This window comes from Streptomyces ochraceiscleroticus, from assembly GCF_000720485.1.
Lineage (GTDB): Bacteria > Actinomycetota > Actinomycetes > Streptomycetales > Streptomycetaceae > Streptomyces > Streptomyces ochraceiscleroticus.
The window spans coordinates 198,614-212,472 of sequence record NZ_JOAX01000003.1 but is presented as its reverse complement, the minus strand read 5'-3'; the positions used below and the strand labels follow the sequence as shown (position 1 = coordinate 212,472).

The 13,859-nt window shown below is 72.9% G+C and carries 14 protein-coding genes; 7 read left to right on the top strand and 7 right to left on the bottom strand.

From position 1 onward, the window contains the following. Positions 1 to 73 precede the first annotated feature (73 nt). Positions 74 to 538 (top strand): DUF2550 domain-containing protein, encoded by a 465-nt coding sequence (locus IG84_RS0105165; protein WP_031051816.1) that lies wholly within the window; start codon positions 74 to 76, stop codon positions 536 to 538. Positions 539 to 578: 40 nt separating this feature from the next. Here the strand turns inward: IG84_RS0105165 and IG84_RS0105160 are convergent, their stop codons facing one another. Both IG84_RS0105160 and IG84_RS0105155 read right to left on the bottom strand, forming a co-directional pair. Further along, positions 579 to 1,274 carry a response regulator gene (locus tag IG84_RS0105160; RefSeq protein ID WP_031051813.1) on the bottom strand — a complete coding sequence of 232 codons (696 nt, stop codon included), beginning with the start codon at positions 1,272 to 1,274 and terminating at the stop codon, positions 579 to 581. Further along, positions 1,271 to 2,464 (bottom strand): sensor histidine kinase, encoded by a 1,194-nt coding sequence (locus IG84_RS0105155; RefSeq protein WP_037799301.1) that lies wholly within the window; start codon positions 2,462 to 2,464, stop codon positions 1,271 to 1,273. The genes IG84_RS0105160 and IG84_RS0105155 overlap by 4 nt, the downstream gene beginning before the upstream one ends. Before the next feature lie 160 nt (positions 2,465 to 2,624). Between IG84_RS0105155 and IG84_RS0105150 the strand changes: the two genes are divergently transcribed. Further along, positions 2,625 to 3,215 (top strand): hypothetical protein, encoded by a 591-nt coding sequence (locus tag IG84_RS0105150; RefSeq protein ID WP_031051804.1) that lies wholly within the window; start codon positions 2,625 to 2,627, stop codon positions 3,213 to 3,215. 3 nt (positions 3,216 to 3,218) lie between these two features. On the opposite strand, the gene IG84_RS0105145 is transcribed toward IG84_RS0105150, so the two are convergent. Beyond that, the gene (locus IG84_RS0105145; protein WP_031051803.1) at positions 3,219 to 3,791 is read right to left on the bottom strand and encodes a cob(I)yrinic acid a,c-diamide adenosyltransferase; all 573 of its coding nucleotides are present in this window, start codon (positions 3,789 to 3,791) and stop codon (positions 3,219 to 3,221) included. Between the two features lie 275 nt (positions 3,792 to 4,066). Here IG84_RS0105145 and IG84_RS0105140 point away from each other — a divergent pair, with 275 nt between their 5' ends. The 3 genes from IG84_RS0105140 to IG84_RS0105130 all read left to right on the top strand — a co-directional run bounded on the left by IG84_RS0105140 (position 4,067) and on the right by IG84_RS0105130 (position 8,205). Then, positions 4,067 to 4,915 carry a 3-hydroxyacyl-CoA dehydrogenase family protein gene (locus IG84_RS0105140; protein ID WP_031051798.1) on the top strand — a complete coding sequence of 283 codons (849 nt, stop codon included), beginning with the start codon at positions 4,067 to 4,069 and terminating at the stop codon, positions 4,913 to 4,915. A 144-nt stretch (positions 4,916 to 5,059) separates the two neighbouring features. Continuing rightward, positions 5,060 to 5,383, top strand: a complete 324-nt coding sequence (locus IG84_RS0105135) for an STAS domain-containing protein (protein WP_031051797.1) — start codon at positions 5,060 to 5,062, stop codon at positions 5,381 to 5,383. Positions 5,384 to 5,667: 284 nt separating this feature from the next. After that, on the top strand, positions 5,668 to 8,205 hold the full coding sequence (locus IG84_RS0105130) for an ATPase AAA (protein ID WP_031051795.1): 2,538 nt from the start codon (positions 5,668 to 5,670) through the stop codon (positions 8,203 to 8,205). Between the two features lie 90 nt (positions 8,206 to 8,295). On the opposite strand, the gene nucS is transcribed toward IG84_RS0105130, so the two are convergent. After that, a complete protein-coding gene (gene nucS, locus IG84_RS0105125; RefSeq protein ID WP_030258485.1) occupies positions 8,296 to 8,958 on the bottom strand; it encodes an endonuclease NucS in 663 nt (220 codons plus the stop codon). 282 nt (positions 8,959 to 9,240) lie between these two features. On the opposite strand from nucS, the gene IG84_RS0105120 reads away from it, so the two are divergent. Next, positions 9,241 to 9,633, top strand: a complete 393-nt coding sequence (locus IG84_RS0105120) for an SCO5389 family protein (protein WP_030258482.1) — start codon at positions 9,241 to 9,243, stop codon at positions 9,631 to 9,633. A 285-nt stretch (positions 9,634 to 9,918) separates the two neighbouring features. Here the strand turns inward: IG84_RS0105120 and IG84_RS0105115 are convergent, their stop codons facing one another. Further along, on the bottom strand, positions 9,919 to 10,947 hold the full coding sequence (locus IG84_RS0105115) for an LLM class flavin-dependent oxidoreductase (protein WP_031051792.1): 1,029 nt from the start codon (positions 10,945 to 10,947) through the stop codon (positions 9,919 to 9,921). Positions 10,948 to 11,139: 192 nt separating this feature from the next. Here IG84_RS0105115 and IG84_RS0105110 point away from each other — a divergent pair, with 192 nt between their 5' ends. Beyond that, a complete protein-coding gene (locus IG84_RS0105110; RefSeq protein ID WP_031051789.1) occupies positions 11,140 to 11,457 on the top strand; it encodes a hypothetical protein in 318 nt (105 codons plus the stop codon). Between the two features lie 51 nt (positions 11,458 to 11,508). Here the strand turns inward: IG84_RS0105110 and IG84_RS0105105 are convergent, their stop codons facing one another. Next, positions 11,509 to 12,573: an ABC transporter permease subunit gene (locus IG84_RS0105105; protein ID WP_169749855.1), complete on the bottom strand. Its 1,065-nt coding sequence runs from the start codon at positions 12,571 to 12,573 to the stop codon at positions 11,509 to 11,511. After that, a complete protein-coding gene (locus IG84_RS0105100; RefSeq protein ID WP_031051787.1) occupies positions 12,570 to 13,796 on the bottom strand; it encodes an ABC transporter ATP-binding protein in 1,227 nt (408 codons plus the stop codon). Before IG84_RS0105100 ends, IG84_RS0105105 begins: the two co-directional genes overlap by 4 nt. Positions 13,797 to 13,859 lie beyond the last annotated feature (63 nt).

Below are 13,859 nucleotides of genomic sequence, written 5' to 3'. Positions count from 1 at the left end.
ATTCTCCAGAGCGGTCCGCGGCTGAGCCGATGCAGGTGCGTTTCCCGTATTCGAGGCGAGGAGGTCGGTGGAGATGGTCCTCGCTCTGTGTGTGAGCGCCGCGGTCGTCGTCCTGGTACTACTGGGGCTCTTCGTCTTCGGACTGCGGCGGCGGCTGATCCAGCGGTCCGGCGGCACGTTCGACTGCAGTCTGCGCTGGGACGTGCCCGAGACGGCCGTCGCGACGCCGGACGGCGAGCCCAGCGGCAAAGGCTGGATCTACGGTGTGGCCCGGTACAACGGTGACCGCATCGAGTGGTTCCGGGTCTTCTCCTATGCGCCACGCCCGCGGCGCGTCCTGGAGCGGGCCTCCATCGAGGTACTGGAGCGGCGCAGCCCGGAGGGCGAGGAAGAGCTCGCCCTGCTCTCCGACTCCCTCGTCCTCGCCTGCCGGCATCGCGGAACGCGCCTGGAGCTGGCGATGAGCGAGGACGCGCTCACCGGCTTCCTCGCGTGGCTGGAGGCGGCACCGCCCGGACAGAGGGTCAACGTGGCCTGACGACTGTCCGGGTTTTGTGTTTTCCGGGGCCCGGCGGTGATCAGTGGGTGCCGCGGCGGGCCGCGCCGAGGCCCAGTTCCTGGGCGAGCACGGCCGCCTGCACCCGGCTGCGCAGCGCCAGCTTGTTCAGCAGCCGGCTGACGTGTGTCTTCACCGTCGCCTCCGCCATGTCCAGGCGCCCCGCGATGTCCGCGTTGGACAGCCCTTCCCCGAGGCAGTCCAGCACCTCGCGCTCGCGGGGCGTGAGCACGTCGAGCGCGGCGGTGTCGGGGGCCGGGGCGGCCGTACGCGGCGCCGCGAACTCCGCGATCAGCCGCCGGGTGACGGCGGGCGCGATGATCCCCTCCCCGGCCGCGACCGTACGGACCGCCGCCAGCAGCGTCGCCGCGTCGCTGGTCTTGAGCAGGAACCCGGCAGCGCCCGCGCGGAGTGCCCCGAAGACGTACTCGTCCAGGTCGAAGGTGGTCAGCACCAGCACGTCGGCCAGCCCCTGCCCGGTGATCTCCCGGGTGGCCGAGACGCCGTCGAGCCGGGGCATCTGGACGTCCATGAGCACCAGGTCGGGGCGCAGCTCGGCGGCCAGCCGTACCGCCTCCTCGCCGTCGGCCGCCTCGCCCGCCACCTCGATGTCGGGCGCCGAGCGCAGGATGAGGACCAGGCCCGCGCGGACGGCTGACTGGTCCTCGGCGACCAGGACCCGGACCGGGCGGTCGGTGCGGTCGGTGCGGTCGGTCATTGAGGCTGCTCCTTCTCGTCGGCGGGCAGCATCGCCCGTACGCGCCATACGTCACCGTCGAGTGCCGCGTCGAACGTGCCGCCCAGCAGCGCCGCCCGCTCGCCCATGCCGACCAGACCGGAGCCGGAGCCGGGCGCGCGCGGGCCGGGGCGTCGGCCGTAGGGGCTGGTGACGGCGAGGGACAGGGCGCCGTCGGCCCGGCTCAGGCGTACGGTCACCTCGCCGGGCGCCGCGTGCTTGAGCGCGTTGGTCACTGACTCCTGGACGATGCGGTACGCGGCCAGCTCCACCGGCGCGGCGAGCGGCGGACCGCCGGGCGGCCGGTCGTCCGTGAGGGTGAAGGTGAGGCCACTTCCGGCGCCGTGGCCCCGGGCCCGCTCCAGGAGGGCGTCCAGGGCGTCGAGGCGGGGCGTGGCGGCCGGCGCGTCCTGGGCCCCGGCGTTCCGCAGCAGGCCGATGAGGCGGCGCATCTCCGCCAGGCCCTGCACGCTGTTCTCGCGGATGACGCCGAGCGCTTCCAGGGTGGCGGCGGGCTCGTCGACGGCCTGCGCGGCGGTGGCGTGCAGGGCGATGGCGGAGAGGTGGTTCGCGACCATGTCGTGCAGCTCGCGGGCCATCCGGGCGCGTTCGGCGAGTACCGCTTCGCGGCGGTCCAGCTCGGCCAGCAGGGCGGTCTGCTCGGCGCGCAGCCGGGCGGCCCGGGCTGCCTCGCGGTGGTTGCGGATGATGACCGCGGTCCAGGCGGGGCCGATCGTGCCGACGCCCACGGCGACGCCGATGAGCAGCGCCTGCGGGTCGCGGAGCAGGGCGACGGGCAGCAGCGTGGCGAGCACGGTGGCCAGCACGCAGGCGCGCGGGATGCGGCGGGCCGCGGCAGGAGAGCCGTACATGACGGCCGCGTAGACCACGTCGGTGAACATCAGGACGGTGGCGATCACGGTGCCGGTGAGCACGTCCAGGGTGAGCGCGGCGACGGCGACGGCCAGTGCCGTACCGGGCGCGGTGCGGCGCAGCATCTCGGCGCCGGCCATCGCGGCGAGGGCGAGCAGCGCGAGCCGCGCGGGCAGGCCGAACAGCGGCGGGCCGCCGTGCAGACCGAGGAACCACAGCAGGACGCCGCCGAGCAGCCCGGACGCCGCGATGAGGACGTCGTCGCGGTGCGGGCGGCCGGGGGCGCTGAAGGGGCTCACCCGGCCATCCAACAACGCCGCCGCGCCCCGGACCTCCCCATCGGCGACGATCCGCCGCCGGCGCCGCGTACATCGAAGGATGCAGTGCCGGATCGTCATGGGCGACGACGAAAGGGGCGTGCGCGGCGGCGAGGCTGGAGGGGAGCGAAGGGAGCGCGCCGTGATCGTGACGCTGGTCGTGCTGTGCGAGGTCGGGTTCTGGGTGCTGCTGGCCGTGGGGCTGGCGCTGCGCTACCTGGCGCGGATGCCGCGCACCGGGGCCGCCGTCCTGCTGATGGAGCCGCTGCTGGAGCTGGTACTGCTCGTGGTGACGGTCCTCGACCTGCGCAACGGTGCGCAGGCGGACTGGAAACACGGGCTGGCCGCGGTCTATATCGGCTTCACGGTGGCCTACGGCCATTACACGATCCGGTGGGCGGACGGGCAGTTCGCGTACCGCTTCGCGGGCGGGCCGAAGCCGCCGGGCCCCGGCTACGGCCGGGCGCGCGCGGTCCACGAGTGGAAGCTGTGGCTGCGCACGGTGGTGATGGGGGTGGTCGCGGCCGGACTGCTGCAGGCCGCCGTCTGGTACGTGGGGGACGGCGACACCGCGTCGCTGCGCTCCTGGCAGATCACCGCGGCCCGCATCGTGGGGATCCACGGGCTGATCGCCCTCACGTACACGATCTGGCCGAAGAAGCCGAAGAAGACCGGGCAGGACCCGTCCGGGGCCGTCGCGGGGGAGCGGCCCCGGACCCTGACCGAGCCGTGATGATCAGCGCTCGCCGCCCGGGACCCAGAGGACGTCACCGAGCTCCTTGTTCGCCGTCCGCGCCAGGATGAAGAGCAGGTCGGAGAGGCGGTTCAGGTAGGTGGCGGTGAGCGTGTTCATCGTCTCGCCGTGCACCTCCAGGGCCGCCCACGTGGACCGCTCGGCGCGGCGGACGACCGTGCACGCCTGGTGCAGCAGGGCCGCGCCGGGCGTGCCGCCGGGCAGGATGAAGCTGCGCAGCTTCTCCAATTGCTCCAGGAAGTGGTCGCAGTCCGCCTCCAGCTTGTCGATGTAGCTCTGCTCGACCCGCAGCGGCGGGAACTCCGGGTTCTCCACGACCGGTGTCGACAGGTCGGCGCCCACGTCGAAGAGGTCGTTCTGGACGCGGACGAGGACCTTGACGACCTCCTCGGGGAGGTCGCCGAGGGCGATGGCGCTGCCGATGGCGGCGTTGGCCTCGTTGGCGTCGGCGTACGCCGCGATCCGCAGATCGGTCTTGGCGGTCCGGCTCATGTCGCCGAGGGCGGTGGTGCCCTGGTCGCCGGTGCGGGTGTAGATGCGCGTCAGATTGACCATTCCGTCAGCGTAGTTATGCCCGGGCCGTGCGGAAGGCACGTGTGCCCACCGTCACGGCGAGCCGCCTACGATGCAGTCGTGGCCGAGGGCCTGGTGAGCGGACGGGGCCTCAATTACGCGGTACGGAGCGCCGCATGAGGCCCTTGGGGGCCAAGCCCGTGTGATGTCCGTCATGTGAGACGTGACGCGCATCTCTAAGGCTCCAAATGGCGGCGAACGAGCGCTAACGTCGCTCGGAAGAAGCCGTGAAGTGCACAGGTGTGAGGGGTCATTCAGTGGCAAAGAAGCTCGCCGTCATCGGGGCCGGACTCATGGGGTCCGGTATCGCACAGGTCTCCGCCCAGGCGGGCTGGGACGTGACCCTCCGGGACGTCACCGACGGCGCGCTGGCCCGCGGCAAGGCGGACATCGAGGCGTCGTACGAGAAGTTCGTCGCCAAGGGCAAGCTGGACGCGGCCGACGCCGAGCAGGCGCTGGCCCGGATCACCACGACCACCGACCTGGAGGCGGCGGCCGACGCCGACGTCGTCGTCGAGGCCGTCTTCGAGAAGATCGAGGTCAAGCGGGAGATCTTCCAGACGCTGGACAAGCTGGTGCGGGACGAGGCGGTGCTGGCCTCCAACACCTCCGCCATCCCGATCACCAAGATCGCGGCGGCCACCGCCCGCCCCGATCGGGTCGTGGGCACGCACTTCTTCTCGCCGGTGCCGATGATGCAGCTCTGCGAGCTGGTGCGCGGTTACAAGACCAGCGACGAAACCCTCGCCGCCGCCCGGGAGTTCGCTGAATCGGTCGGTAAGACCTGCATCGTCGTCAATCGCGATGTGGCCGGTTTTGTCACCACGCGCCTGATCTCCGCGCTGGTCGTCGAGGCCGCGAAGCTGTACGAGTCGGGCGTGGCCACCGCCGAGGACATCGACACCGCCTGCAAGCTGGGCTTCGGTCACGCGATGGGCCCCCTGGCCACCGCCGACCTCACCGGCGTCGACATCCTCCTGCACGCCACGGAAAACATCTACACCGAATCGCAGGACGAGAAGTTCGCGCCGCCGGAGCTCATGCGCCGCATGGTGGACGCCGGAGATATCGGCCGCAAGAGCGGGCAGGGATTCTACGAGCACTGAGGAACCGGTCCGCGGCACACCCGTTCAGCCGTCACTCCTGGGAGTGATTTCGGTATCGGTTCGCTTACAGGCGGCAACTTCGTCGCGTGAGAGGCAGTCAGTTCTGTAGACGCAAAAACATTTTTCGCATCACGGGGAGCGCATATGCACATCAAGGGCGACCACGCCGAGCTGGTCGTCGGGGGCCGCCTCGACGTCCGCAGCGCGGCGGACGCCCGTACGGCCCTGCACACCGCCGTCGACTCCGGTTGCGGCGACCTGGTGCTGGACCTGACCGAGCTGGATTCCTGGGACGCCACCGGACTCGGCGTGATCATGGGCGCGCACCGCCGCGCGGGCCGGGTGAACCGCAGGCTCGTGCTGCGCGGGGTGCCGCCCCAGATGCAGCGCCTGCTCGTGGCGACACGGTTGCACCGCATTCTGGCCATTGAGGGCGGCCTCGAAGCGGAGTCGCTGCCCCGCGTCTGAGCCCCGCGTGACCTGCGGGGGACTGCGCGGCGGTAGGTAACTGAGAGGCGCAAGCGGTACATACGGCACTGATCCTCACGAATCCGTGACGTACCGGGCACAGCAGGGCCCCGGCGCATCGTAGATACTGTCGGAAGGCTTAATGTTCGGTTCTCGTCGCGCCCCGAGCGGCCGCGGCGGACACCGGACCAGAAGCGGCGGCCGGGGCCCCGCCCCGGCCCGGTCGGGAGTGCGGACGGCCGGAGGAGCAGTCGGCACGCCACGCATCTGGGGGGCTTGAGTCCATGGATCCGCACAACGGCCGGCGGCCGGAGCACAGCGCGCAGGACCATCCTGCCGACCCGCTGCCGTCCGGCGCCGACAGTTCGCAGTTCGTGCCGGACGGCCCGGTCCGTACCGCGCGGCTGATCACCGGCGACTACCTCCTCACCGTCAATCCCGTCGACGGCAGTGAGATCGAGCCGACGCCGCCGGGCGAGGAGCCGGGCACGCCGCAGAAGCACACGCCCAAGGAGCGCGCCGAGCGGGCCCGCGCGATGAGCGCCCCGCCGGTGCCGCCCGGCGGCCTCGGCCACCCCGTGGACCGGCTCCCGCTGCTGGAGCGCCAGGAGGAGACCGAGCGGCTGACCCGGCTGCTCACCCGCGGCCGCTCCGTACGCCTCACCGGCCCCTCCGGCGCGGGCCGCACCCGGCTGCTGGACGCGGTCGCCGCCGGCTGCGCCGGCCTCGCGCCCGACGGCGTCGTCCGGCTCTCCGGATACCGCCGCACGGCCACCGACCTGATGTACGACCTGTTCGCCGCCGTGTACAGGGCGCCGCACTACCGCCCCGGCCGCCCCGAGCTGCTCGCCGCGCTGGCCCGCGTCGGCGCCGTGGTGGTCGTGGACGACCTGGAGTTCGGCGGCGACGCGCTGGAGGAGCTGCTGGGGGCCACGCCCGAGTGCGCCTTCCTGCTCTCGGCCACCCCCGACGTGCCCGCGCCCTCGGCCGCCTCGCACATCGAAGAGGTCTTCGTCGCCGGCCTCGGCCGTGCCGCCTGCCAGGAGCTGCTGGAGCGGGCGGCGGGCCGGCCGCTGACCGACGAGGAGGCCGCCTGGGCGGGCGACCTGTGGTTCGAGTCCGAGGGGCTGCCGCTGCGCTTCCTGCAGGCCGGCGCGCTGCTGCGGCAGCGCGACCGGCGGAGCGCCGAGGCGGCGGGCGCCGACGCCGCGGGGGACGGCGCCGCGTCCGAGGGTACGGAGAGCCCGGAAGGCACGGACGGGACCGACGACGCGGCCGCTGCCCAGCCGCCGCTCCCCGGCATCCCCCAGGCCGCTTCCTTCGCCGCGCTGATCGTGGAGCAGCTCGCGCCGGCCGCACAGGACGCGCTGCGGCTGGCCGTCGCCCTCGGCGGCGACCTCCCGCACCCCACCCATCTGCCCGCGCTCTTCAAGGACAGCCGCGCGGACGCCGCCCTCGGCGACCTGCTGGCCTGCGGGCTGATCAGCCCGGCCGGCACCCACTACCGCCTCGCGGCGACCGTACTGGACCAGCTCACCGCCGCCGGATACGCCGAGGGCGCGGCCGGCCACGCGCACGCGGCGGCCCAGCACTACTCCTGGTGGGCCGGGCACCACTCGGTCGCCCCCGAGCGGGCCGCCGCCGAGGCCGACGCGCTGCTCGCCGTGATGGCCCGGCTCACCGCGAGCCGGGAGTCCGGGCACGCCAGCGCCGCCGTGCTGCTCGCCCGTACCGCCGCCCCCGCGTTCGCCGCGGCCCTGCGGTGGAACGCCTGGGAGCGCAGCCTGCGGCTCGGCCAGGAGGCCGCCAGGGTCGCCGGCGAGGTCGGCGAGGAGGCGTACTTCCACCACGAGGCGGGCGTCCTCGCGCTCTGCCTGGGCCACCTGGACAAGGCGCGCGCCGAGCTGGAGGCGTCCATCGGGCTGCGCGGCGCGCTCGCCGACCGGCGCGGCGCCGTCGCGGGGCGGCGCGCCCTCGCCCTGGTCGCCGACCGCACCGGCGTCCCCGTGTCCCCGGAGATCACCGCGGCCGCGGTGGCGGGCGAGGAGATCCCGCACACCGGGACCGACGAGTCCGCCTCGCCGCCCGGCTCGCCGACCGCGATCACCACGCCGATACCGCAGGTGGACGAGGCCGCGGCGACCGTGGTGACCCCCGCGGTGGTGACCGCGGCGGGCCCTGCGGGCGCGAAGAAGAAGCGCGCCGCGGGGTTCACCGGCGCGCGCCGCAAGATGGCCGCGGCCGGCGCGGGCACCCTGCTGGCCGCCGTTCTCGGCACGATCGTCACGCTCGGCGCCACCTCCGGCGGCGACGCCCCGGCGGACAAGGTCAAGTCCGGCCAGTCCGCCGAGGAGAGCAAGGACAGCGGCGGTCTGACCGCCGACGAGCCGTCCCGCGGCGCGACCGGCCCGGGCGCCTGGGACAGCAGTACTGGAGGCACGGTGACCGGTACGCCCGCCACGTCCGGCAGCGCAAGCCCCGGCGACCCCGCCACCAGCGCCGAGCCCGGCAGCCCCGGCTCCACACAGCCGAGCGGCCGGCCGACGGGCTCGGGGAAGCCGACATCGCCGTCCGGCAAGCCGACCGGCTCGACCAAGCCGCCGACGAGCAAGCCCACGTCGCCGACGCCCACCGAGCCGACGGAGGACCCGACCACGCCGACCCAGGACCCGGACCCGACCCCGTCGGAGACCACGCCCGGCACGTCGGAGTCCCCGTCGCAGTCCGAGGGCGGCCCGGCCGCGAGCAGCCCGATGAGCGCCGGGACGGGCAGTGACTCCGCCTCCGGGACCGCGTCCGACCCGTCTGAGCCGACTGCCTGACCGGCCCGTACCGCCGTACAAGTAGCGCCGGCCCGCCCGCGGAACGTCTCGCGGGCGGGCCGGCGCGTAGGCACGGGGAGGCGGGGTGCCTCAGAACAGTCGCAGCTTGTCGTCCTCGATGCCGCGCAGCGCGTCGTAGTCCAGGACGACGCAGCCGATGCCGCGGTCGGTGGCCAGCACCCGGGCCTGCGGCTTGATCTCCTGGGCCGCGAAGACGCCCTTCACCGGCGCCAAGTGCGGGTCGCGGTTGAGGAGTTCGAGGTAACGGGTGAGCTGCTCGACGCCGTCGATCTCACCGCGCCGCTTGATCTCCACGGCGACCGTCGCACCGTCCGCGTCCCGGCACAGGATGTCCACCGGGCCGATGGCGGTGGGGTATTCACGCCGAATCAGGGAGTAGCCCTCGCCGAGCGTGTCGATCCGGTCGGCGAGCAGTTCCTGGAGGTGCGCCTCCACACCGTCCTTGATGAGCCCCGGGTCCACGCCGAGCTCGTGGGAGGAGTCGTGCATGATCTCCTCCATCGTGATGATGAGCTTCTCGCCGCCCTTGTTCTCCACGGTCCACACATCGCCGTCGCCGCCCTTGAGGGTGCACGGCGGGGACATCCAGTTGAGCGGTTTGTAGGCCCTGTCGTCTGCGTGGATGGAAACGCTGCCGTCTGCCTTGACCAGGATCAGACGGGGAGCGGAGGGCAGGTGGGCGGTGAGCCGGCCGGCGTAGTCCACGGAACAGCGGGCGATGACGAGACGCATGGTGCGCCACGCTACTCGACGCCGGGTGGTCCACGCGATTCGCCCACAGGCGTACGCGGTGTACTCGTATGGCGGCGGGGCCGCGCGCGGGGTGACGTTGCGGGGGAAACCAACGCAGCTCCGGCGGGCTCGCGTGGCCGGTTGTGTGCGCAATCTCCTGGTGCGGGCAAGAAAGGCGGAATACCGTTGACGCGGGGGGTCGTGACGCGGACACGCTGCGTGGCGGTCCCTCGTACTGTCCCTGAGGCTCCGCCCCTTATGGAGCCGCGAGAGGAGAACCTCATGTCGCTCGACGTCTCACCGGCCCTCCTCGAACAGGCCGAGCGAGGCGAGGTCGACGAAGCCGCATTTGTCGACTGCGTCCGGACTTCTCTGCCCTATGCATGGGAGATGATCAGCTCGCTGGTGGCCCGCCTGAAGGTGGACGGCGGAGAGTTCGCCGACAACCTGACCCCGCCGCCCGACGAGCAGGCGCGCGGCCAACTGCTGCGAGCACTGGCGAGTGACGCGATACGCGGGTCGCTCGAGCGCCACTTCGGCGTGCGGCTGGCGTTCCAGAACTGTCACCGGGTCGCGGTCTTCCCGCTCGACCCGTCGGCGGACGACCGCCTGGCCCGTTTCACCTCCGTGCGCGGCCAGCTCCTGAACCAGTCGCCCGAACTGCGCGACTGCTGACCGGAGTTGCCGCCGCCGTGTGCGTGGGATGTGGCGCCGGATCGGCGTCAGTACGCGAGCGGCGGCAACCGCAACGGTCCGCCGGCGGGGCTCTTGGGCCCCGTCGGTGGGCGGACCGCCCGTCGGGCACATGAAGGATCTCCACGGACCCCCCGGCCCCCGGGGTCCTCTCGCCCGGGCCCTCGGCCCAGCGGCGCTCAGGACAGCGGTACTCGGGACAGAAGCTTTCTACAGCGGCATTCAGTGCAGCGGTACTCAATGCGGCCGTACTGAGGACAGTGGTACTCAGGCCAGCATCGGCAGGACCTCTTTGCCCAGCCGGCGGATGTTCTCCTCCGTCACGGCGAGGTCGCCGGAGCCCTCGACCAGCAGCGCGTGGCGCGCGATGCCGGTGCGCTCCGTCGTCGCGGCGAGCCGGTCCGCACAGTCCTCCGGCGTCCCGACCGGGTGCAGCTCGCAGAGCAGCTCGGTATAGGCCAGCGGGTCCCGCATGGCGCGGCGCCGGCCGTCGACCGTGACATGGGCCGCGAGCCCCTGGCGCAGCCAGCCGGGCATCGCCTTCAGCAGCGTCTCCCTGGCGTCCTGCCGGGCGTCGGCGATCTGCACCACGCCCGCCGAGACATGGGCGGCCGCCGCGACCTCGTCCGGATCCCGCCCCGCGGCCAGCGCCGTACGCCGCCAGCAGTCGACCATCTCGGCCTTTTCCTCGTCCCCCGAGTGCATCCCGAGCAGCATCGGCAGGCCGCGCTCGGCCGCCAGCCGCACGGAGCGGACAGAGGTGCAGGCCACCACCACCGGCGGGCCGTCCCGCCCGGCCGGCTCCTCGGTCGGGCGCGGCACCACCGCCACGTCCCGGAAGGCGTACCGCCCACCGGCGGCCCCGACGCGCGGCTCGCGCAGCCAGCGCAGCAGCAGGTCCAGGGACTCCGGGAACCCCTCCTCGAACGCCGAGAGGCCGCACCCGAAGACCTCAAGGTCGACCCATGGCCCGCCCCGCCCGACGCCGAGCGTGAACCGCCCGCCGGACGTCAGATGCAGCAGCGCCGCCTGCTCACCCAGCGCGACCGGATGCGCGGTCGGCAGGACGCTCACGGCCGTGCCGACTCCGATGCGGTGCGTACGCCCCAGCAACTGCGCTGCCAGGGTCACCGCCGACGGACAGATGCCGTACGGCACGAAATGGTGCTCGGCCACCCAGACGTCGTCGAGACCGGCCTCCTCGGCCACCTCGGCGGACCGCATGGCCCGGTGCAGTGTCTCCCCCTCGCCCTGGCCCGGAAACTGGGCGGCCAGGATAAAAGCCCCAACGCGCATCGCTCTTCTGCCTCCTCGCAGCCGACGCGACATCCCCCTTACAGGCAACAACGGCTGACACGTGCCAAGGGCACGGCTCCCGCCGAAGTTTCCTGATGATCGCAGCATTGCGACGGAGGGCCCGGGACCCCGGCCGGTCGTCGTAGGCTGGTGACAGCCCGTTACTCCCCCTGAGAAGTCCCGAGGTGCCCAGTGTCCCCCCGTCGAAACCGTCCGCGCGGCGGTGAGAATCCCTCGGATCGCGTGGGCGGCCCGCGCTACGGACTGGAGCGTACGGAGGAGTGGCGCGGCGAGGAGTGGTACGTACGGCAGATCGGCGGCGGCGCGGCGGCCAAGCACTACCGCTGCCCGGGCTGTGACCAGGAGATCCCGCCCGGTGTGCCGCATGTGGTGGCCTGGCCGCAGTACAGCGACGGCGACGACCGGCGGCACTGGCACAAGGCGTGCTGGAACGCGCGGGACCGCCGGAGCGCCCGGCTCCAGCGGTCCCGTAACGCGCCCCGATACTGACCCCGGACGCGACGCTTTTCGGACTCCTTGCGGTCCCTGTCCCCGTGGTCCCTAGACGTCCCGCTGGTGCAGTGCCACGAAGGCGCCGCCGAGGACGACGGCCGTCAGCCCCGTCACGATCCACAGCGGGTCCCAGCCCGAGGGGCCGGACGAGGCGACGGCGTTGCTGTACATCACGCCGAGCTGGCTCGGGATGGAGTACTCGAACAGGAACTCCCGCAGGTCCTGCAGGCTCTCCGCCATCATGAACAGCGCCAGCACCAGCGGCAGCAGCACCAGGCCGATCATGATCGTGATGGCGCCCGCCGAGTGCCGGAGCAGCGCGCCGACGGACAGCGCGAGCAGGCCGAGCATCGCGACGTACAGGCTCACGCCGACCGTCGCCTTGAACCACTCCGAGCCGCTCGGCGTGGCGCCGCCCTGGCCGCTGAGCAGGCCGGTCTCGATCAGCGCGACCAGCGTCGTGGTGACCGCGGTGACCACGAAGGACAGCAGGAAGAAGACGATCGCCTTCGCGGCGAGCACCCGCGCCCGGCTGGGGCAGGCGGTCAGCGTCGTACGGATCATGCCGGTGCCGTACTCGGAGGAGACGCACAGCACGCCCAGCGTGATCACGCACATCAGGCCGAGCAGCATGCCGAACATGCCGAAGCCCAGCGGCGAGGCGCCGCGCAGGTCGGTGCCGCTCGCGGAGATGCCGAAGCCGGTGAGTGTGCCGACGCCGAGCACGAGGACGATCATCACGCTGAGCGTCCACACGGTGGAGCGGACCGACTTGATCTTCGTCCACTCCGAGGCCAGCGCGTGCCCCAGGTGCGTGGGCCGCACCGGTATGGGCGAGACGTAACCGCCCCCGGAGAACTGCGCCTGCGGGTGAGCGGCGGCGTAGGCGGGCTGCTGCTGGGGCTGTGCCTGCTGCTGAGGCGGAACGGCAGGCGCCTGCTGCGGCTGCTGTGCGGCGGGCTGCGGCTGTGTGCCCGGCTGCGGCTGGGCCTGGGGCTGCGGCTGTGCGCCCGGCTGCGGTCCGCCGGCCCGCGGGCCGATGGCGTTCAGCATCATCGTGCCCTCGTCCTGGCGGGGCGGCTGCGGCTGCTGCGGCTGGTCGGGGGTGGTCATCGGGCGTCCTCGCTGTGCTGCTGGGTCGGGTCGGCGGGGGCGGCGTGCTGCTGCGGCTGGGCCTGCGGCTGCTGCTGGGGCGGCGCCGGGGGCGCTCCGTACGGCCCGGGGGCCGGCGCGCCCTGCGGCTGCGCTCCGTACGGGCCGGGCTGTCCGGCGTACGGTCCGGGCGCCCCGGCCTGCGGGCCGTACGCGCCGGCGTACGGATCACCCGCGTACCCCTGCGGCGGCAGCCCACCGGGTACCCCACCAGGCACGCCACCGGGCATCCCGCCCGGCACGACGCCCGGCACCGCCTGCGGCGGGACCGCCGAGCGGTAGTCCACCGCGCCCTGCGTGAGCTGCATGTACGCCTCTTCCAGGGACGCCTGGTGCGGCGACAGCTCCCACAGCCGGACCCCGGCCTCGTGCGCCAGATCGCTGATCCGCGGCAGCGCCAGCCCGGTGACGCGCAGCGCCCCGTCCGGCTCCGGCGCGACCTGGCCGCCCGCCTCACTCAGCACGGAGGTCAGCTTCTCGCCCTGTGCGGGCTCGGTGTCGGGCGTGCGGACCCGCGCGAAGCCGGTGGAGTTGGCCGCGATGAAGTCCTTGACGTTCATGTCGGCGAGCAGCTGGCCGCGGCCGATCACGATCAGGTGCTCGGCCGTCAGCGCCATCTCACTCATCAGGTGCGAGGAGACGAAGACCGTACGGCCCTCCGACGCCAGCTGCTTCATCAGGTTGCGGACCCAGAGGATGCCATCCGGGTCCAGGCCGTTGACCGGCTCGTCGAAGAGCAGCACCTGCGGGTCGCCGAGCATCGCGGCGGCGATGCCGAGCCGCTGCCCCATGCCCAGCGAGAAGCCCTTGGACCGCTTCTTCGCCACGTCCTGCAGGCCGACCAGGCCCAGTACTTCGTCCACCCGGCTCGCCGGGATCCCGGAGAGCTGCGCCAGCGACAGCAGGTGCTGGCGGGCGCTGCGGCCGCCGTGCACGGCCTTCGCGTCGAGCAGCGCGCCCACCTGGCGCGGTGCGTTCGGCAGCTTGCGGAAGGGGTGGCCGCCGATCGTCACGTGCCCCGAGGTCGGGGTGTCCAGCCCCAGGATCATGCGCATCGTGGTGGACTTCCCGGACCCGTTGGGCCCCAGGAAGCCGGTGACGGTCCCCGGCCGTACCTGGAACGACAGGTTGTGCACGGCCGTCTTGGCGCCGTAGCGCTTCGTCAGGCCGACTGCCTCGATCATTCTCCGCCCCTCGCGAGATGGTGTCGGGGCACGGCATGCCGAAATCACCTCATGCCCCCGTGA